The 19,574-nt window shown below is 46.3% G+C and carries 16 protein-coding genes and 2 tRNA genes; 12 read left to right on the top strand and 6 right to left on the bottom strand.

What is annotated here, in order from left to right; all coding sequences use genetic code 11:
* Positions 1–68 precede the first annotated feature (68 nt).
* The 3 genes from BQ7489_RS06955 to pepT all read right to left on the bottom strand — a co-directional run bounded on the left by BQ7489_RS06955 (position 69) and on the right by pepT (position 5,180).
* On the bottom strand, positions 69–2,495 hold the full coding sequence (locus BQ7489_RS06955) for a glycoside hydrolase family 2 TIM barrel-domain containing protein (protein ID WP_113745244.1): 2,427 nt from the start codon (positions 2,493–2,495) through the stop codon (positions 69–71).
* 247 nt (positions 2,496–2,742) lie between these two features.
* Positions 2,743–3,837, bottom strand: a complete 1,095-nt coding sequence (gene gcvT, locus BQ7489_RS06950) for a glycine cleavage system aminomethyltransferase GcvT (protein ID WP_072530426.1) — start codon at positions 3,835–3,837, stop codon at positions 2,743–2,745.
* 113 nt (positions 3,838–3,950) lie between these two features.
* The gene (gene pepT / locus BQ7489_RS06945; protein WP_072530425.1) at positions 3,951–5,180 is read right to left on the bottom strand and encodes a peptidase T; all 1,230 of its coding nucleotides are present in this window, start codon (positions 5,178–5,180) and stop codon (positions 3,951–3,953) included.
* A 262-nt stretch (positions 5,181–5,442) separates the two neighbouring features.
* Here pepT and BQ7489_RS06940 point away from each other — a divergent pair, with 262 nt between their 5' ends.
* The 3 genes from BQ7489_RS06940 (at position 5,443) to BQ7489_RS06930 (ending at position 7,883) form a co-directional block, all read left to right on the top strand.
* On the top strand, positions 5,443–6,651 hold the full coding sequence (locus tag BQ7489_RS06940; protein ID WP_072530424.1) for a BamA/TamA family outer membrane protein: 1,209 nt from the start codon (positions 5,443–5,445) through the stop codon (positions 6,649–6,651).
* 145 nt (positions 6,652–6,796) lie between these two features.
* On the top strand, positions 6,797–7,291 hold the full coding sequence (locus BQ7489_RS06935) for an RNA polymerase sigma factor (protein ID WP_072530423.1): 495 nt from the start codon (positions 6,797–6,799) through the stop codon (positions 7,289–7,291).
* 10 nt (positions 7,292–7,301) lie between these two features.
* Positions 7,302–7,883, top strand: coding sequence for a hypothetical protein (locus tag BQ7489_RS06930; RefSeq protein WP_072530422.1), 582 nt, complete (start codon positions 7,302–7,304; stop codon positions 7,881–7,883).
* Between the two features lie 86 nt (positions 7,884–7,969).
* Here the strand turns inward: BQ7489_RS06930 and BQ7489_RS06925 are convergent, their stop codons facing one another.
* Entirely contained in the window at positions 7,970–9,376 is a 1,407-nt protein-coding gene (locus BQ7489_RS06925) for an amidophosphoribosyltransferase (RefSeq protein ID WP_072530421.1), read from the bottom strand.
* Between the two features lie 412 nt (positions 9,377–9,788).
* Here BQ7489_RS06925 and BQ7489_RS06920 point away from each other — a divergent pair, with 412 nt between their 5' ends.
* Positions 9,789–11,789, top strand: coding sequence for a hypothetical protein (locus tag BQ7489_RS06920; protein WP_394334076.1), 2,001 nt, complete (start codon positions 9,789–9,791; stop codon positions 11,787–11,789).
* A 110-nt stretch (positions 11,790–11,899) separates the two neighbouring features.
* Here BQ7489_RS06920 and BQ7489_RS06915 read toward each other — a convergent pair.
* Positions 11,900–11,973: transfer RNA gene (locus BQ7489_RS06915), tRNA-Thr, on the bottom strand.
* 21 nt (positions 11,974–11,994) lie between these two features.
* Positions 11,995–12,068 (bottom strand) — tRNA-Thr (locus BQ7489_RS06910).
* Positions 12,069–12,377: 309 nt separating this feature from the next.
* Here BQ7489_RS06910 and BQ7489_RS06900 point away from each other — a divergent pair.
* Genes BQ7489_RS06900 through BQ7489_RS06865 form a run of 8 tightly spaced genes read left to right on the top strand, consistent with a single transcriptional unit; the run spans position 12,378 to position 19,555 of the window.
* Positions 12,378–12,899 carry a DUF4199 domain-containing protein gene (locus BQ7489_RS06900; RefSeq protein ID WP_072530420.1) on the top strand — a complete coding sequence of 174 codons (522 nt, stop codon included), beginning with the start codon at positions 12,378–12,380 and terminating at the stop codon, positions 12,897–12,899.
* A gap of 16 nt (positions 12,900–12,915) precedes the next feature.
* On the top strand, positions 12,916–13,866 hold the full coding sequence (locus tag BQ7489_RS06895) for a glycosyltransferase family 2 protein (RefSeq protein ID WP_072530419.1): 951 nt from the start codon (positions 12,916–12,918) through the stop codon (positions 13,864–13,866).
* A 2-nt stretch (positions 13,867–13,868) separates the two neighbouring features.
* Positions 13,869–14,411 carry a DUF6452 family protein gene (locus BQ7489_RS06890; protein WP_072530418.1) on the top strand — a complete coding sequence of 181 codons (543 nt, stop codon included), beginning with the start codon at positions 13,869–13,871 and terminating at the stop codon, positions 14,409–14,411.
* Positions 14,359–15,069, top strand: a complete 711-nt coding sequence (locus BQ7489_RS06885) for a DUF6048 family protein (RefSeq protein WP_072530417.1) — start codon at positions 14,359–14,361, stop codon at positions 15,067–15,069. The genes BQ7489_RS06890 and BQ7489_RS06885 overlap by 53 nt, the downstream gene beginning before the upstream one ends.
* Before the next feature lie 2 nt (positions 15,070–15,071).
* Positions 15,072–15,638 carry a manganese efflux pump MntP gene (locus tag BQ7489_RS06880; protein WP_072530416.1) on the top strand — a complete coding sequence of 189 codons (567 nt, stop codon included), beginning with the start codon at positions 15,072–15,074 and terminating at the stop codon, positions 15,636–15,638.
* A 19-nt stretch (positions 15,639–15,657) separates the two neighbouring features.
* Positions 15,658–16,668 carry an FAD:protein FMN transferase gene (locus BQ7489_RS06875; RefSeq protein WP_072530415.1) on the top strand — a complete coding sequence of 337 codons (1,011 nt, stop codon included), beginning with the start codon at positions 15,658–15,660 and terminating at the stop codon, positions 16,666–16,668.
* Between the two features lie 16 nt (positions 16,669–16,684).
* On the top strand, positions 16,685–18,679 hold the full coding sequence (locus BQ7489_RS06870; protein ID WP_072530414.1) for an OPT family oligopeptide transporter: 1,995 nt from the start codon (positions 16,685–16,687) through the stop codon (positions 18,677–18,679).
* A 36-nt stretch (positions 18,680–18,715) separates the two neighbouring features.
* The gene (locus BQ7489_RS06865) at positions 18,716–19,555 is read left to right on the top strand and encodes an alpha/beta hydrolase (RefSeq protein ID WP_072530413.1); all 840 of its coding nucleotides are present in this window, start codon (positions 18,716–18,718) and stop codon (positions 19,553–19,555) included.
* Positions 19,556–19,574 lie beyond the last annotated feature (19 nt).

The following is a 19,574-nucleotide window of genomic DNA, read 5'->3' as shown; positions in this document are numbered from 1 at the left end:
CCGCCAAACTCCATTCCTTCCCGAATGAAATCTGGCGGACGGTCCTACCGCATAACGGCATCCTATATCTAATGTGTTTCCATTGTCATCTTTATTTTCTTCAGGTCTGGAGCAGTAGCAGTCAAAGTCACCTTACCCGCATCGCGTGTAGACCGGAGAATCACTGTAGCCGTACCTTGGTACAGGCTGCGGGTATTACCCACCGTAAGTTCAGGACTAGTGATGTCACCGTTGATAACGCCTACAATTTCGGCAGGACCTTCAACGGTAAAAGTCAATTCGGCTTCAGCCCCCTGCACCCTACGTCCTTTCCTGTCTACCGCCTGCACACGAATATGCTGCAGGTCGGAGCCGTCGGCCTTCCAATCTGCATTGTCAGAATCGGCTTCCAAAGCCACAGGCTTGGTTGTTGTCTCAATCTTATGCCGCGCCACAACTTTTCCGTCTTTCCGTGCCACAGCCTCGATATAGCCTGGTTCATAGGCCACATTATCCCATTTCAATTTGTTACGCAAACGTGGGTTATCGGTATTTTTCTTTACACCAAGGCTTTTCCCGTTCACAAACAGCTCTACCTCATCGGCATTCGTATAAGTATAAAGCGACATTCTACTACCCTCAATACGGTTCCAGTGGTCCGACATACGCTGTGTACCCACTTTCACATCGTTCCATACCGTATTATCGTCACTGTCTATTATACCAATATGCACTACTGGCTCTTCGGGCTTAAATATACTCCTCAAGAAATATGCAATCGGCTTCGGTTCCAGTGATATATCAAAAATACCCTGCGACCATCCTTTGGCCGGCCATCCGTTCGATTCACCCAGATAGTCAATCATCCCCCAATAAGCCAACCCAACCACTTTATCCAGATCCATCTCATAGAAATTAGGTCCCATCATGGCTGTATTCGCCTCACTCTGGTAAAATATAAGATTAGGGAAACGCCGTCCGTCACCCGGGAAATACATGTAACGGTAATTATACGATGCGATATCAGTCTCATGCACGAGCGGTGCCGGCAATGAGTCGGTTGTCAGATGACGGCCCCGCGGATGCATAGCAACAGTAACCGGACGTGTCTTATCGTAACGCTGCAGCAATACCTTCTGAAGCCTGTAAGGAGTAACCCCCCAATCCGCATAGGGCAACGACCAATACTGCTGGAGTTCATTACCCAGACTCCACATGACTACAGACGGATGATTGCGGTCACGGCGGACAAACTCCGGTACATCCTGCTGCCAAAGATCAACCCATTCACGGCGTCCTCCGGCATATTGCGTAAGCCATTTATCATAAAGCTCATCAACTACCAGCATCCCGTATTTATCACACAAGTCAAGAAAAGACTTACTATAAGGGTTATGTGAAGTACGTATATGATTGAAACCAAAATCCTTTAGCAACTGGATACGTTTTTCCATCGCTCTAGGATAAGCGGCAGCACCTAATGCTCCAAGTGTATGATGATTAGCTATTCCTTTGAATATTACCTTCTTTCCATTAAGTTTGAAGCCAAACTCCGGTGAATACTCAAACCAGCGTACCCCAAAATTCTCCGTAACCTGGTCGGCAATGGAACCATCCGGACGGTAAAGGGTCACTTCGGCCTTATACAGATGCGGATTCTCACAGCTCCACAAACGGGGCTGGCCGATCGTTATACTGTCAACGAGATATTCGTTAATTTTCTGGCCCCGGTTAAACGGAATATCCTTTGTTGCTTCATAAACTACATTCCCGTCAGCATCAGTCACCTTCATCCCCACTTTCAGCTTCTCTACCTTAAGATAACAGGCCATTTCCGCCTGCACCATTACAGTAGCCTGCTTTTCACTCACCTCAGGCGTTGTTATATAAAGCGGATGACGCGTAAAATACTGTTGAGGATCGGTAACAATCAGTGTAACATCACGGTAAAGCCCTCCACCAGTATACCACCGTGAGTTTTCCGGTCTCTGCGTATTGGCTTTTACTGCTATCACATTCGTCTCGCCATATTTCAATTTCTTTGAAATGTCAACATCAAATCCCAGATAACCATAATCGGTTCCCCCTATGTGTTCTCCATTCAGATAGACATCTCCCACAAGCATGATTCCTTCAAAATCAACCAGAACCCGACGCCCCTTCCATGATGAATCGGGAATAAATGAGTTGCGGTACCATCCAATTCCCATCTCCTTAAATCCACGTGAACTGAGACGGCTTTTTACATTGCTGGCAATATCGCTGTTATCTGCTTTTTCACCCTTTTCCGGAGCTACCCAAGGCTGCGAAATCTGAAAATCGTGCGGAACAGTAATCCCTTGCCAGCTGCTGTCATCAAACGACAGCGTTTCCGCTCCCTGCACATCACCGGCATGGAAAAGCCAACCAAAATTAAAATTACATACAATACGCGAATCCGTAACGGCGGCTTCACTTGCAGCTGATATCGGTAAATACGCCAATAATGCTAAGACAATCAGTAAAATCCGTTTCATTATTTCTGTTGTTATTGTTTTTGAGTTTTTGAAAAATATCGCTCAAAAGCCGTTCAAAAGGCATCCTGCAGATATAATCAGGTTATGTAATATCTATGTACAAAAATACCGGTTCGCCAACCTTCAAAAAATGGAAAATAATACAATTACATGTAAAATCAGGTGCGGAATTCATAAAACACCGCACCTGATACATCAAGCATCATATAAATCAACTGCTTATTCTTCTAAAATGGATTTCTCCATATTAATTCAAGCCTAAACGGAACGGGAGTTTCACAACCTTCGCCTTCAGTTTCCGTCCCCGGTTATCCAGGAAAATCTCGCTTCCTGGTTTGGAGAACGCCGTCTTTACATATCCCAAACCAATACCAATTTTCCTTGTAGGCGACATCGTTCCAGAAGTGACTTTACCAATTTCATTACCTTCGGCATCCATCAGCAGATAACCGGAACGCGGAATACCCCGGTCTATCATTTCAAAGCCAACCAGCTTACGCGTTACACCTTCGGCCTTCTGCTTTTCCAATGCAGCACGGTTAGTAAAGTTCTTGCCGTCAACAAATTTGGTAATCCATCCTAAGCCGGCCTCCAACGGAGAAGTAGTATCATCGATGTCATTACCGTAAAGACAATATCCCATTTCCAGACGTAAAGTGTCACGGGCTCCCAAGCCTATCGGCTTGATATTGAACTCGGCACCTGCTTCAAAAATAGCGTCCCAGACTTTATCCGCATACTCCGGATAAAAATAAAGTTCAAAGCCACCGGCACCGGTATAACCTGTATTTGAAATAATCACATCCGGAATACCGGCAAATTCTCCTACAGCAAATGTATAATAAGGGATATCACGCAAGTTCAAGGGAGTCAGCTTCTGCAATGTATCGATCGCTTTCGGGCCCTGGATGGCTAATTGCGCTATGCGGTCGGATGAATTTTCCAGTTCTGCACCTACCGTATTATGGCTCACACACCAGTTCCAGTCTTTCTCTATATTAGCTGCATTCACAACCAGCATATATTTGTCATCACTGTAACGATATACCAGCAGATCATCTACAATCCCTCCTGTTTCATTCGGGAAACAAGTATACTGTACCTTACCAGGAGTAAGTACAGCAGCATTGTTGGATGTAACCTGCTGGATAAAGTCCAAAGCATGAGGACCCTTTACCCAGAATTCACCCATGTGGGATACGTCAAACACACCTACCCCATGACAGACAGTGAGGTGTTCTTCGATAATTCCTGAATATTCAATAGGCATATTATAACCTGCAAATTCATGCATCTTTGCGCCTAAAGCTTCGTGCTTTTTTGTAAAAGGAGTCGTTTTCATACAAAATCAAATTAAGGTCTATTATTTTCAACATAAAAAATCAAGCTTTACGGAGAATCCGAAAATCAGTATAAAACAGTTCGTCTCCTCCGTAAAGCATTTCATTATAGCGGTCAAGCATAACGTTTTGCCGTCAGCTCGGCTATCTTTACAATAACGTTCATCGCCTTACCAATAGACTGTACAGGAATAAATTCATATCGCCCATGGAAGTTCAAGCCTCCGGCAAAAATATTCGGGCAAGGCAGTCCCTTAAAAGAAAGCTGGGCACCGTCTGTTCCCCCACGAATAGCCTTCACCTTAGGTTCCACACCGGCTTCCTGCATGGCGGCAAAAGCGATATCTATGATATGCATCAAAGGCTCAACCTGCTCACGCATATTATAATACTGGTCTTTCAGCTCTACAGTAACTGTACCTTCGCCATATTTCCGGTTTATCTTTTCGGCACACGTCTGCATGAACACCTTACGTGACTCAAACTTTTCACGGTCATGGTCACGGATAATATATGAAAGAAGAGTATGTTCTATTTCACCTTCTGCACCTATCAGATGATAGAAGCCTTCATAACCTTCGGTAGTAGCCGGGGTTTCATTAGCCGGAAGCATATTGATAAACTCATTGGCCACCAGCAGGGAATTGATCATCTTGTTCTTGGCATAACCCGGGTGTACATTACGCCCCTTGACATGTACTTTGGCTGCTGCAGCATTAAAGTTCTCGAACTCAAGCTCTCCCACTTCACCTCCGTCCATGGTGTACGCCCATTTGCATCCGAACTTCTCCACATCGAAATGATGGGCTCCCAGACCAATTTCCTCATCAGGATTGAAACCGATACGGATTCTTCCGTGCTTTATTTCGGGATGTTCCTTCAAATAGGCCACAGCACCTACAATTTCGGCTATTCCGGCCTTGTCGTCAGCCCCCAGCAAGGTATGTCCATCGGTTACAATCAAGTCTTCACCCACATGGTCCAACAACTCAGGAAACTGTGTCGGAGACAGAATGATTCCTTCTTCTTGGCACAAAGGAATGTCATTTCCATCATAAGCATGAACAATACGCGGACGCACATTCTCTCCCGACATATCGGGACTGGTATCCATATGTGCGATAAAACCAATCGTAGGAATTTCATAATCCACATTCGAAGGCAGCGTTGCAAAGAGATAACCGTTTTCATCCAAAGAAATATCCTCCAATCCCAAAGCCTCCAGCTCCGACTGTAAATACCTGGCAAACACCATCTGCTTGGACGTGCTAGGAGTCACACCGGTCGACTCATCAGACTGTGTATCAAAAGAAACATACTTCAAAAAACGTTCTATTACTGTCATATTTCTGTTTTTATAGATTTTATATGGGTAAAAGTAGCAAATAACTGTCACAAAGGCAAACACATTACCATTTTTTCGTAAAACAAAAGATTGATTTACGTTCACCGGGACCTTCCCAAACGGCAAAAACCATAAGTTTATATACCCTAAAAATTACATCAGAAACTAAAAGAGAATGGGAAAAATAAGGAACAAAAAGAAATCTTTCGTACTTTTGCACCAATAAGGAAAATTTCCTTAAAACATTACGTAACAGATATCTATGAGAAAAGCGATTTTACTGTGCCTCATCTCCCTTATTACCATAACCGGTTTTTCCCAAGTGAATGAGACCCCATCCGATACGACAACTGTTCCCCAAAGGCAACTCACAAAAAAGGAACTTCACCAGCAGAAAGTAGCCAAACGGAACCTGCACTATAACATATTGGGAGGTCCTAGTTTCAGTCCGGATTTCGGACTTCTGGTAGGAGGAAGCGCCTTGATGACCTTCCGTATGGACCCGAAAGATACAACCATGAGACGCTCCGTACTGCCTGTAGCCATGGCTTTCATGTTCAAAGGCGGACTGAACATCATGGTCAAGCCCCAGCTATTCTTCAAGAACGACAGGTTTCGTATCTTCGGACAGTTCAGCTACAAGAACACACAGGAAAACTTCTATGGCATAGGATATGATACGAACAAAGATTATGTACGTAGCGATACAACCAGCCAGTACCGGTATAGCGGGATACAAATAAACCCATGGTTCCTGTTCCGTATGGGAGAAAGCAATTTCTTTTTCGGACCTCAGATCGACTTGAACTACGACAAGATCTCGAAACCGGCCAAAGGACTGACAGAACAGTCCGACTATATAGCGTCCGGAGGCGACGAAAACGGATACAAGGCATTCAGTTCGGGTATCGGTTTCCTACTCACTTATGACACACGCGACATTCCGGCCAACCCGTATAAAGGAATGTACCTCGATTTCCGAGGACTCATGTATCAGAAATGGCTGGGAGGTGACAACAATTTCTTCCGTCTGGAACTGGATTACCGCCAATACAAGAGTGTAGGACAGCGGAAGGTACTGGCATGGACCGTGCAGAGCAAACATGTATTCGGTAATGACATTCCTCTGAACAAATATGTCCTAAGCGGAACCCCATTCGACCTGAGGGGGTATTACATGGGGCAATATCGGGACAAAAGCGGACATCTGGCTTTGCTTGAATACCGCCAGATGTTCAATACCGACCGTAGCAATTGGCTCAAGAAAGTACTTCATCACCTGGGATTCGTAGCCTGGGGCGGTGTAGGTCTGATGGGACCTAACCCCTTAAAAATAGAAGGAGTGCTTCCGAATGCCGGGCTCGGACTCCGTATCGAAGTACAGCCGCGGATGAACGTCCGCCTGGATTTCGGCCGGAACTTCATCAACGGTGGAAACCTGTTCTACTTCAATATGACAGAAGCTTTCTGATCTTCACAAGAAAAAACTTTATACATATAATATATTACGCGTTCCAGCCTTCCCAAAGCCGGAACGCGTTTTTTTTATGTTACTGCCATGTAAGTATTTCCCGCTCCTGGCGACTAACAGGATAAACATACATTTTTAATTCTTCATGAAAACAACTTCACAAAATGAAAAAGATTTTCTCGCCTTGCTCGAAACGCATAAACGGATAATCTATAAGGTCTGTTACATGTATACGACCGATACCGTCCAACTGGACGACCTTTACCAAGAAACGGTATTGAACCTTTGGAAGGCTTTTCCCAGTTTCCGGAGAGACAGCTCATCCGCCACATGGATCTACCGTATCAGTCTAAATACCTGCATTTCGTTCCGGCGCAAATCCAGGAGAGAAGTACAGGCTATAACACTTCCGGTCAATATGGAAATATCCGACGAAAATGATGGGAACCGGAAAGCACAACTGACAGAACTTTACCGGCTGATCCATACGTTAGGACCTCTGGAACGGGCACTGATCCTGCTCTGGCTGGAAGAAAGAAGCTATGAAGAAATAGCACAGATCATAGGACTGACTAAAACGAATGTTGGTGTACGGTTGAACCGTATCAAAGAAAAACTGAAGAATATGTCAAACCAATAAACAAACCAATATGGAACTGGAAGAACTAAAAAAGACATGGGAGCTGCTGAACGAGCAACTGAAAAAAAATGAGATTTTAAATCAGAAAACAGTAAAAAAACTGATAGAAAAACGGATACTGAACGCCCGTGACCGTATGGTAAGAGCAAACGTTGCAGCTATCCTGATAATAGGAGTGGTATTACTGGCTATTCCATTGGCAGCCATGCAGGTAACCATCCGCCCGGGAATATACTGGCTGGCCTATACGCTACTACCGGTCACCATACTGTATGCACTATGGAGCATCCGTTTCTTATATAAACTGGATATCACTTCCTGCACGCTGATTGAAATACGCCGATGGGTCCTCCGTTACAAACGCCAGTTAAGAGTGGAGCTCTGGTGCACCCCATTCCTGGCCCTTGGAATGTTCGGTGCCGTATTCCTTATCCACCATCATTACCGTAATATACTGATGATAATTTTCGACGGAATGATGCTTTTGGTTGCATCCATAACCACCTATCTTGCCTATATCTATATAGACAAACGTTCGGTAAAGGAAATTGAAGAAGGCATGGCAGAATTACGTGAGTTTGAACACCCCTAATCCCTCCAGCCGACAAGATCCCCCTCAAAAAGGAAAGAAAAAATTTTATTTTCTGATTGCCTAATTCTGAAATAAGCCTTACCACATCAGAAATGACTGGAACCGTCAAAACAGTGTGTGCACACCTTGCACTTGGGCAATCCGATAGCCTCAATCAAGGTTTCCAACGTATTGAACCTTAAAGTAGTCAGTCCGAAACGGGCACGGATCCGTTCTACAAGCTCCTTGTATTCGGGAGAATCGGTAGTGGCATACTTGTCAAGCTTGGCGTTTTCATCGCCTTCTATCTCCTTGATGATACGGCGGGTGATCAGCTCCATATCACTCTTCGAGGAAGTGAACCCGATAAACGGACAACCGTAGATCAACGGAGGACAGGCAATACGCATGTGAACTTCCTTTGCCCCGTAATCATAGAGCACATTCACATTGTCACGGAGCTGCGTACCGCGCACGATGGAATCATCACAGAACAGGATACGCTTGCCCTGTAACATAGCCCGGTTCGGAATCAGCTTCATCTTGGCCACTAGCGAACGCATCGCCTGGTTGCTGGGCGTAAAGCTACGCGGCCAGGTAGGAGTATATTTCGCAATGGCACGGTGATAAGGGACACCTTTGCCTTCGGCATATCCCAAAGCCATCCCTACTCCCGAATCCGGGATACCACAGGCGCAATCGACTTCCGAATCATCGGTCTTTCCCATCTTGTATCCGCTCATGAAACGGACTTCTTCTACATTACGTCCTTCATAACAGGATACCGGGAAACCATAATATACCCACAGGAATGAACAGATCTGCATCTCCTCATTCGGCTTACGGAGCTGTTCCAATCCATCGGCACGCATACGGATTATCTCACCCGGACCCACATAGCGGTCTATCTCAAAATCCAGGTTCGGCAGACTACTCGATTCACTGGTAGCCGCATAGGCACCGTTCTTCTTAGCTATCACGATAGGAGTACGCCCCCATTTGTCTCGGGCAACGATAATGCCGTCTTCTGTCAGGATCAGCATCGAACAAGAGCCTTTGATTTTCCGGTACACATTCTCTATACCATCTACAAAATTCTTTCCCTGCACAATCAGCAAGGCCACCAGTTCCGTCTGGTTTGTCTTACCCAGACTCATTTCGGCAAAATGCATGTTGGCATCAAGCAGATCCTTCTCAAGCTCAGGCATATTATTGATTTTCGCTACCGTCACTATCGCAAACTTACCGAGGTGCGAATTGATCATGATAGGTTGCGGATCGGTGTCACTGATAACACCTATCCCCGCCTTCCCTTTGAACTTGGAAAGTTCCGCTTCGAATTTCGTACGGAAATAAGAACTTTCCAGACTATGGATAGAACGGACAAAACCTTCTCCCTCCTGATAAGTCGCCATACCGGCGCGTTTTGTCCCCAGATGTGAATTGTAATCCGTACCGTAAAATAAATCGGTTACGCATTCAGCCATTGAGACTGTACCGAAAAAACCTCCCATTCCTTTTTCTTAATTTTATATGATTATAGATTTATACACAAAAATAGGCAAAAGACTAGAAGTACAGAAGAATAACATACAGAAACTTAAAGAGAAATACACAAAAAAATCATGCCTCCGCATCTTTAGACTTCACCTGAAGAAACATTACGGAAAATATATAAGACATTACCCCGTACCTATGTAACATTTGACTAGTATATAGGAAACATAACCGTATAATCATTTACCTGTAGATAAACTATATTTGCAATAGATGGAAATGTTGATGAACCCGGACCGACCGAAATCATACAATCCATCCAGAACTATGAAAAACAATTATTTATCAAAACAAATGCATATGGTTTCAAGAAAGATCCAACTGATGCTGGCATTATGTACAGCCATGCTTGCGTTTCCTGGCCAGGAAATGAAGGCAGACAATGGTTCCGCTCCAGCCAAATATGTCTATAAAGGAGCAGGCAACCCGTATTTACCTCTATGGGAACACGTACCCGACGGCGAGCCCCGTGTGTTTGAAGACCCCGACCAGCCGGGCAAATACCGGATCTACATCATCGGTTCACACGACGTACACCTTGACCGGTATTGCGGCGTAGATATCCGCATGTGGTCGGCACCCGTCGACGATTTGTCGAGCTGGCGCGACGAAGGACCAATCTTTACATATAAGACAGGCGGCCAATGGGACACCATGTATGCCCCCGACCTTGTAGAAGTAAGAAAGAAAGACGGCACGAAAGAATATTACCTGTATCCGCACAGCCGGGGAGCCAACCGTGAAGCGATGGTTACCAAAGGCAGTCGTCCGGACGGCCCCTTCACTCCGGTAAACCTGACGGAAGACGGACAGAAGACGGTACCGGGAAGTATCCTGGGATTCGACCCTTCCATTTACGTAGAACAGATTACCGATTCCAAAGACCCCGACTACTCCATCGGATTCAGAGCATACGGATACTGGGGCTTCCAGCACTCGTCGGCAGCCCAACTCGACCAGAACACCATGTACTCGGTACGCCCTGGTACAGAAGTTATCCCTTATTTCATGCCGGCAGGAACCCCCGACGGCAGGATACGAGGCCCGCAAGGCACAACTTATCCATGTATCTACCCGGGAGAGGATCTCAAGGCCTTCAATTTCTTTGAAGCCTCATCCATCCGCCGGGTAGGAAACAAATATGTCACCATCTACAGCGGATATTCCGGTCCGGAATACGGACTGGGCAACAGTAACTCTACATTGCGCTATGCCTATGCCGACACACCGCTAGGTCCATGGAAAAGTGGCGGAGTTCTGGTAGATTCACGTGCCCCGGTCCTGAACCAGGACGGAAGTGCATTGCAGACCAGCAACGCCGGACACAACACCCATGGAAGTATCGAACAGATAAACGGATTATGGTATGTATTCTATCACCGTCCGCCTAGAGGCTTCGGATTTGCCCGACAGTCAATGGTAGCTCCTATTCACGTAGAATACGACGAGAAACCAGTAACAGAAGGAGGAGCAGTCCGGATCAGAGCCTACGATCCTTATGCCACCGACCAGATATGGACGGCCAAAGGCAACAACGGAAAAGAATACAAAGGCGCCGAGGTGACTTCCGAAGGTTTCCATGTCTACGGACTTGATCCTTACCAATATTACTCTGCTGGATTTGCCTGCTACCTCTCTGACGTATCTGTCCAGCAGGACGCATGGGATATCTGGAACAACCACGCTCCCATCACCCGCATAAAGAACGGAAACATCATCGGATACAAGTATTTCGGATTCGGAGGCTTGGCAAAGGATACATTGGGCCTGAAAGCTTTCGAAGGAAGCCGGAAAGGAAACGAAACGACCTTCAACCTGTTCCTTACTCCGAAATCGGACAAGGCATTCAAGATCAACGTATGGCTGGACGGCCCCTGGGCAAACGATGCATGGAAAGGGAGAAAGATAGGCGAAATCAACGTGCCGGCCAATTCAAAGCAGGAAGTACAGAAATATACGGTCAATGTAGCGAAATATGTTGACGGACTGGACAAGAAGCATGCCATCTACCTGGTTGCTGAAGGTCCGGAAGGAGAACTCTTTGACCTGGCAGGCTTAGGCTTCAGCTCGGCAAAGAAACTGATAGCCGCTCCAGTAGTACCCAAGGTAAGCATAACCGTAGACGGAAAAGAAATAAGTATTCCGGAAACTCCTGTCCGCTCTACCAACACCAACGGCATTACCGGTTACGACATCTATGAAGCTACCTGTAAACTGCCTGACGGAGGTAAAGTTCCTGTCGTTTCGGCCAACGCAGACAACAAGGATGTGAAGATAACCGTTACACAGGCAAAAGCAGGTGAAAACCTTGCTATCGTAAAGTGTGACTACAACGGTCTTGTAAAGACATACAGAGTGGTATTTCAATAATGCCATGACATAAAAAAGTCCAGGCCGGATTCTTTGCGGGGATCCGGTCTGGACTTTTTTCATACGTAGGGACACAAAAAAAGTTGGAAAACCTTTTCCAACTTCCTTCGAGCCTCTTGTCGGATTCGAACCAACGACCCCGAGATTACAAATCACGTGCTCTGGCCAACTGAGCTAAAGAGGCAATGAATATGTTCTTTTTTTGAGCCTCTTGTCGGATTCGAACCAACGACCCCGAGATTACAAATCACGTGCTCTGGCCAACTGAGCTAAAGAGGCAGGTGGGTAAGCTTACCATATCGCGCCGCTACAACCAACTACCTTTGCTGCGATCAAGCCCTGGAGGATTCGAAGGGAGCTGGCCGTATGGGACTTACCCATGTTATGTCCGCTTTCGGGAAAATCCGTTATCGTCATTTCTCGATTGCGGGTGCAAAGGTAGACATATTTTCGGGTTCTGCAATACTTATCCGCAAAAAAATGCTGATTTTTTTCAAAAAGTACGTTTTTTCCACCTTTTATTACCGCTGATATGCACAAAAAACGTACTTTTGTGTGCTGGAACTATATCTATATAAATAATAAAGAATGACAACCGACAGACCTAAGACAATCAGCCAGAGTGCAATGAAGGGAGGTACCCTGATGGGAATCTATTGGATCGTCAAATTCACCTTCCTTCCGCTCGGATTCACCATCCCCCTGCTCCAGTTGCTTTTCATACTCCTTACCGTAGCCGTCCCGATACTGGGATATCTGTACGTACGCGGCTACCGGAACCGGCATTTTGAAAAGATGACATACCTGAACGGATTTTCCTTTTCATTCTTCATGTATCTCTATGCCAGTATGCTGGCGGCTGTAGCGCATTATGTCTATTTCCGCTATATCGATCAGGGATATTTTCTCAACATGTATACCGAACAACTGAACCTGGTCAAACAACAGGTTACCGGAAACATGCTCGATTCCGTAAACCAACTGATGGAAACCATTGATATGATTTCCGCCTTGTCGCCCTTGGATATAACGTTCCAACTCTTTTCACAGAATATCTTCTATGGATTCATCTTTTCCGTAATAACCGGATGGCTGGTCAGAAAATCATAACAAAAACAGAACAATTATGGATATATCAGTAGTAGTACCTCTATATAATGAGGAAGAATCTCTTCCCGAACTCTATGCATGGATTGAACGGGTCATGAACGCCAACCACTTCAGCTACGAAGTGATTTTCGTAAACGACGGAAGTACCGACGGCTCTTGGAAAGTAATTGAAGAGCTGAGCCGTACGCACAAGGAAGTGAAAGGAATCAAGTTCCGTCGCAACTACGGCAAATCACCGGCGCTTTACTGCGGATTCGAACGTGCAGAGGGAGACGTTGTCATCACCATGGACGCCGACCTGCAGGACAGCCCCGATGAAATACCTGAACTGTACCGCATGATTACCCAAGACGGATATGACCTGGTTTCGGGATGGAAGCAGAAACGCTATGACCCTCTGTCGAAAACCATTCCTACCAAACTGTTCAACGCTACCGCACGGGCCGTTTCCGGAATCCATAACCTGCATGATTTCAACTGCGGACTGAAGGCCTACCGCCGCGAGGTTGTAAAGAACATTGAGGTATACGGCGAAATGCACCGGTATATTCCGTACCTGGCCAAAAACGCAGGTTTCAGCAAGATAGGCGAAAAAGTAGTACATCACCAGGCACGCAAATACGGAAAGACAAAATTCGGTCTGAACCGATTCGTGAACGGATACCTCGACCTGCTTTCGTTATGGTTCCTTTCCAAATTCGGAGTCAAGCCGATGCATATCTTCGGATTCCTGGGATCCATCATGTTTATTCTCGGCTTCATAGCCGTATGCGTAGTAGGAGTCAACAAACTTTACGACATGTATGCCGGCAACCCGTACCGACTGGTAACCGACAGCCCCTATTTCTATCTGGCTCTGACTACCATGATTATAGGTACCCAGCTTTTCCTTGCGGGATTTCTCGGTGAACTGATAGCCCGTAATTCTCAGGAACGCAACAAGTATCAAATAGAAAAAGAACTGTAAGCATGAAAAGACTGCCGCTCATTCTAAGTATCATCCTTTCGGTATGCCTGCTTATCCCGGCATGTGAAGTGGAAAACTGTCCGCCCAATACCATTTCATACGCACATTTCACGTTCGTAGACCAGAATGGAAGAGGAATCCAGATAACCGATACAGTGACGGTTGTCGGCCAGGCCTATGCCGATGTGGAAAACCCGTCCGGACAAACGGTTCAGGATTCTTTGCTTTCGGACACTATCATCAACCGCGAAACGGGAGTGCAGAGCCTGCAGCTTCCACTCAGTTATGCCGATGAAACCCGATTCATCATCAGCTACCACACCCGACAGCGCGCATATGCCGGAAGTGACACCATCCGTATCAAACATAAGAACATACCTTATTTCACCAATCTGGATTGTGGTACCATGATGTTCTATACTGTTACGGAAGCATCTTTTACCCATCACCAGCTGGATTCTATGGTCATAACCAATCCGAATATAGACAACAATGAAAAAGAAAACTTCAAGATATATTTTACTGTTTCTAGTGTTGTCGAGTAGTATGCTACTCTTCCCAACCACCATGTACGGACAGAAAAAGGATAAGGAAACGCTGAAGGCGGAATACCTGAAATCTCCTCTGTACCAAGGTAGTTCCATTGGTGTGGAAGTTGCCGGCGCCATAGGGAATCTTCTGGGTGGAGACGTCCTCAGCAGTGAAATCCTCCTGCAGAGCAATTTCAAGAACCGCTTTCTGCCTACACTTGAAATAGGATACGGCAAGACAGATGTAACCAACACCGCAAACGATATGCACTACAAGACGGCAGCTCCCTATTTCCGCATAGGAATGGATTACAATGTATTCTATCTCAAGACATACCTTCCCGGATATCTGTATGTAGGACTGCGCTATGGCATGAGTTCCTATACCTACGATGTAAGCGGTCCCGACATGACGGACCCGAACTACGGCAATATAACCGTACCGTTCAATTATACCGGAATATCCAGTACCGCCCATTGGGCCGAACTGGTAGTAGGCATCAAAGTCAAGATCTACAAGAATTTCTGTATGGGATGGAGTGTACGCTACAAGAAAAAAATGAGTATAGGCTGTAACGAGAATGCCGAACCCTGGTATGTGCCCGGCTTCGGCAAATATGGCGAAAGCAGTTTCAACCTGAACTATAACCTGATTTATAATCTACCGTTTTAAAAATGAGTACCCTGGAAATCTGGCTTCTGGCCGTCAGCCTGGCCATCGATTGTTTCACTGTTTCCGTAACAAGCGGAATCATTCTTAAACGTATCAGCAGGTCGACCTTACTGACCATGGGGTTTTTCTTCGGACTGTTCCAGGCTCTGATGCCGTTTTTCGGATGGCTCGGAGCCAGCAAGTTCAGCCACCTCATTGAATCTTACGATCACTGGATTGCATTCGGACTGCTGGCTTTCCTGGGAATCAGGATGATACGTGAGAACTTCAAGAACGAAGAAGAACGTAACTTCGACCCGACCAAAATAAAAGTAATACTCACCTTGGCTATCGCAACAAGTATCGATGCGCTGGCCGTAGGCATTTCCTTCGCCTTTACCGGATTCAAAGCCATACAACAGCTTACAGCTCCCCTGCTCATCATCGGTTTCGTAAGTTTTATCCTGTCTGTTGCCGGAAACCTGATCGGAGTGTTCTGCGGTAAACGTTTCAAGATCCGTATGGAAGCATTCGGAGGTCTGGTATTGATCGGTATCGGTATTAAAATTCTAATGGAACATCTTTTCTGAACAATAAACAATATACCTTATGACTAATAAGAATCTCAAATGGCAACTTCCGTTTCTCGTCATATTGATTGTAGGAACAGTGCTGATCCTCAGGAAGCAGGCACCTTACCAGACCAATGAAGGAATGGTATTCGGAACAATCTATAAAATTACATACCAGTCGAAAGAGAACTTGAAACCGGAAATAGAAGCCGCATTGCAGAAAGTAGACAATTCCCTCTCTCCATTCAACAAACAATCGGTCATTACCCATGTCAACAACAACGAAAACATGGAGGTAGACAGTCTGTTTACCCAAGTATTCCAACTTTCCAAAAAAATCTCAAAAGAGACCCATGGAGCTTTCGATATAACAGTAGCTCCGCTGGTCAACGCATGGGGATTCGGATTCAAGAATGCTACCAATGTAACGGATGCCGTAATAGACAGTCTGCAGGAATTTGTAGGGATAGATAAAATAGACCTGGTAAACGGAAAAATCGTAAAGAAAGATCCACGTGTCATACTCGACTGCAGTGCCATAGCCAAAGGATATGGGGTGGATTGTGTAGCCCGTCTGCTCGACAGCAAAGGCGTGAAAAACTATATGATCGACATCGGCGGTGAACTGGTAATGAAAGGTAAGAATCCGAAAATGGAAACCTGGCGCATCGGCATAAACAAGCCTATCGACGATTCATTGTCGGTCAATCAGGAACTCCAGACTGTACTCGAAATAACGGATGTCGGCCTGGCTACATCGGGCAATTACCGGAACTTCTACTACAAGGACGGGAAAAAATATGCCCACACGATAGATCCCCGGACCGGCTACCCTATACAGCATAACATCTTGTCATCGACCGTAGTAGCCAAAGACTGCGCCACAGCCGATGCCTACGCCACCTCCTTCATGGTATTAGGACTGGATTCGGCCAAGACTATCTGCAACGCACATCCGGAACTGGATGCCTATTTCATCTATACCAAAGAAGACGGTACCACAGACATCTACTTTACGGAAGGCATGAAAAGATATTTGAAGAACTAATTTAATACGTGAAAACATGAAAGAAGAAAACGAAAAACAGGTGGGACTGCCCGAAAACGCGTTCCGCCCGCTCAAACCAGGAGAAAAGTATGAGCCGTTGATGTCGCCCGACAAGACCTATCCGGAAGTTAATTTATGGTCTGTTACATGGGGAATCGTCATGGCAGTCATCTTTTCGGCCGCCGCCGCTTATCTGGGATTGAAAGTAGGACAGGTTTTCGAAGCTGCCATCCCGATTGCCATCATTGCCGTAGGCGTATCCAGTGCTACCAAACGTAAAGGGGCACTGGGTGAGAATGTCATTATACAGTCTATCGGAGCCTGCTCGGGAGTCATTGTTGCAGGAGCGATCTTTACCCTTCCCGCACTCTATATCCTCCAGGAAAAATATCCGGAAATGACAGTCAACTTCATGCAGATGTTCATCAGCTCTCTTCTGGGTGGTGTACTGGGTATCCTCTTCCTGATCCCCTTCCGTAAATATTTCGTAAAAGACAAACACGGGGAGTATCCTTTTCCTGAAGCGACAGCCAGCACCCAGGTCCTGGTTTCCGGAGAAAAAGGGGGCGACCAGGCCAAGCCTCTGTTGATGGCCGGACTGATCGGCGGCCTGTATGACTTCATTGTAGGAACGTTGGGCTGGTGGAACGAAAACTTTACCAGCCGTGTATGCGGATGGGGAGAGACCTTGGCGGAAAAGGCAAAGCTCGTTTTCAAGATCAATACAGGAGCCGCTGTATTGGGACTTGGTTACATTGTCGGACTGAAATACGCAGCCATCATCTGTGCCGGATCATTAACGGTATGGCTCATTATCGTACCGGGAATATCCCTGATTTGGGGCGGTGAAACCTTGAATGCATGGAATCCGGAAATCAACATAGCAGTAGGTCAAATGTCACCCGAAATGATCTTCAAGGAATACGCCAAAAGCATCGGTATCGGCGGTATAGCCATGGCAGGTATTATCGGTATCGTCCGCTCCTGGGGAATCATAAAAAGTGCCGTCAGCCTGGCCGGCAAGGAAATAGGAGGCAAGAAAACCGCCGAAACAGCCGAACGCACCCAGAAAGACCTGCCGATGAAAATCATAGCATTCGGCTCCATCTTTACACTGCTGCTGATTGTACTTTTCTTCTACTTTGATGTAATGCAAGGAAATCTGCTCCATACTATTGTCGCAATCCTGCTGGTAGCTGTCATCTCCTTCCTGTTTACAACCGTTGCAGCCAATGCCATTGCCATAGTAGGTACCAATCCGGTATCAGGTATGACTCTGATGACCTTGATTCTGGCCTCTGTTATCATGGTAGCCGTAGGATTAAAAGGAGCAACCGGTATGGTTGCCGCCTTGGTTATGGGTGGCGTAGTATGTACCGCACTCTCCATGGCTGGCGGTTTCATCACCGACCTGAAAATAGGTTACTGGCTGGGAAGCACTCCCAAAAAACAGGAAAGCTGGAAATTCCTTGGAACACTCGTTTCTGCAGCGACAGTGGGAGGTGTAATTATGGTGCTGAACGATTCATACGGATTTACGAGCGGACAACTGGCAGCCCCACAGGCCAATGCTATGGCAGCTGTTATCGATCCGCTGATGAACGGTGTAGGAGCACCGTGGCTGCTGTATGGAATAGGTGCCTTACTCGCGCTAATCCTTACCTTCTGCAAAGTCCCGGCACTGGCTTTTGCCTTAGGAATGTTCATCCAACTGGAACTGAACCTGCCTCTGCTGGTCGGCGGAGCAATCAACTGGTATGTAACCAGCCGCAGCAAAGACGCATCCGTCAATGCTGAACGCGGTGAGAAAGGAACCCTGCTTGCATCCGGTTTCATTGCCGGCGGCGCCTTGATGGGAGTTGTAAGTTCCATACTGCGCTATTGCGAAATCGATTTCATCAATGCGGAATGGCTGGATAACCCTATGAGTCAGGTCGTTTCGCTCATTGCCTATATCTGCCTGATTATCTATCTCATCAAGGCCAGCATGAACATCAAGAAAAACAAATAACAAAATAACGTGAAAATCTTTAACCGATACAAAACCATGAAAAAACTATTATTTTTAAGTTTCCTATTTATCTCAAGCATGCTTGCTGCACAAAAACCGGTTGAAATCAAATTATGGCCGGATGGAGCTCCCATCAGTAACGGAATGACAAAACAGGAAGAAAAAGGTATACTCTACGTAGCGGGACCTACATTGACCGTTTATCCGGCGAAAGACGGAAACGGCCTGGCTGTCATCATGTGCCCGGGCGGCGGATACAGCCATCTGGCAACCAGCCATGAAGGACACGACATGGCAGCCTGGTTCAATGCCCAGGGAATCACTTACGCAGTCCTGATCTACCGCATGCCCAACGGACACAACGAAGTACCGCTGAGCGATGCACAACAAGCAATGCGTATCATGCGCCAACATGCCGGCGAATGGAACATACAGAAACTAGGTATTATGGGAGCCTCGGCCGGAGGCCATCTGGCAAGTACCGTAGCCACTCATTTTACCGACCCGGAAACACGTCCCGATTTCCAGATCCTTTTCTATCCGGTAATCACCATGGATCTGACTTATACCCATAAAGGTTCTCATGACAACCTGCTGGGCAAAGACGCCGGTAAAGAACTTGAAGACAAATATTCAAACGAAAAGCAGGTTACCGCACAGACTCCACAGGCATTCATCATGCACAGCAGCGATGACCGTGCCGTACCTGTAGCCAACAGCATCAACTACTACACGGCATTGGTCAGAAACAACGTACCGGCAGCTCTCCACACCTACCCGATAGGCGGACACGGATGGGGGTTCCGCGACTCATTCCTTTACAAACGCCAATGGACAGGTGAATTGGAAAAATGGTTGCGTGAAATCAATAAATAATGAAATAACAACGTATAAC

The sequence above is a fragment of the Bacteroides ilei genome, from assembly GCF_900128495.1.
Lineage (GTDB): Bacteria > Bacteroidota > Bacteroidia > Bacteroidales > Bacteroidaceae > Phocaeicola > Phocaeicola ilei.
Note: the sequence above shows the minus strand (reverse complement) of the source record. Positions and strands in the feature narration are given on the sequence as shown.

What these genes read in the sequence shown, in the direction of transcription:
- BQ7489_RS06955 (WP_113745244.1), bottom strand. Translation starts at nt 2,495, where the DNA reads ATGAAACGGATTTTACTGATTGTCTTAGCATTATTGGCGTATTTACCG.
- gcvT (WP_072530426.1), bottom strand. Translation starts at nt 3,837, where the DNA reads ATGAAAACGACTCCTTTTACAAAAAAGCACGAAGCTTTAGGCGCAAAG.
- pepT (WP_072530425.1), bottom strand. Translation starts at nt 5,180, where the DNA reads ATGACAGTAATAGAACGTTTTTTGAAGTATGTTTCTTTTGATACACAG.
- BQ7489_RS06940 (WP_072530424.1), top strand. Translation starts at nt 5,443, where the DNA reads ATGAGAAAAGCGATTTTACTGTGCCTCATCTCCCTTATTACCATAACC.
- BQ7489_RS06935 (WP_072530423.1), top strand. Translation starts at nt 6,797, where the DNA reads ATGAAAACAACTTCACAAAATGAAAAAGATTTTCTCGCCTTGCTCGAA.
- BQ7489_RS06930 (WP_072530422.1), top strand. Translation starts at nt 7,302, where the DNA reads ATGGAACTGGAAGAACTAAAAAAGACATGGGAGCTGCTGAACGAGCAA.
- BQ7489_RS06925 (WP_072530421.1), bottom strand. Translation starts at nt 9,376, where the DNA reads ATGGGAGGTTTTTTCGGTACAGTCTCAATGGCTGAATGCGTAACCGAT.
- BQ7489_RS06920 (WP_394334076.1), top strand. Translation starts at nt 9,789, where the DNA reads ATGAAGGCAGACAATGGTTCCGCTCCAGCCAAATATGTCTATAAAGGA.
- BQ7489_RS06900 (WP_072530420.1), top strand. Translation starts at nt 12,378, where the DNA reads ATGACAACCGACAGACCTAAGACAATCAGCCAGAGTGCAATGAAGGGA.
- BQ7489_RS06895 (WP_072530419.1), top strand. Translation starts at nt 12,916, where the DNA reads ATGGATATATCAGTAGTAGTACCTCTATATAATGAGGAAGAATCTCTT.
- BQ7489_RS06890 (WP_072530418.1), top strand. Translation starts at nt 13,869, where the DNA reads ATGAAAAGACTGCCGCTCATTCTAAGTATCATCCTTTCGGTATGCCTG.
- BQ7489_RS06885 (WP_072530417.1), top strand. Translation starts at nt 14,359, where the DNA reads ATGAAAAAGAAAACTTCAAGATATATTTTACTGTTTCTAGTGTTGTCG.
- BQ7489_RS06880 (WP_072530416.1), top strand. Translation starts at nt 15,072, where the DNA reads ATGAGTACCCTGGAAATCTGGCTTCTGGCCGTCAGCCTGGCCATCGAT.
- BQ7489_RS06875 (WP_072530415.1), top strand. Translation starts at nt 15,658, where the DNA reads ATGACTAATAAGAATCTCAAATGGCAACTTCCGTTTCTCGTCATATTG.
- BQ7489_RS06870 (WP_072530414.1), top strand. Translation starts at nt 16,685, where the DNA reads ATGAAAGAAGAAAACGAAAAACAGGTGGGACTGCCCGAAAACGCGTTC.
- BQ7489_RS06865 (WP_072530413.1), top strand. Translation starts at nt 18,716, where the DNA reads ATGAAAAAACTATTATTTTTAAGTTTCCTATTTATCTCAAGCATGCTT.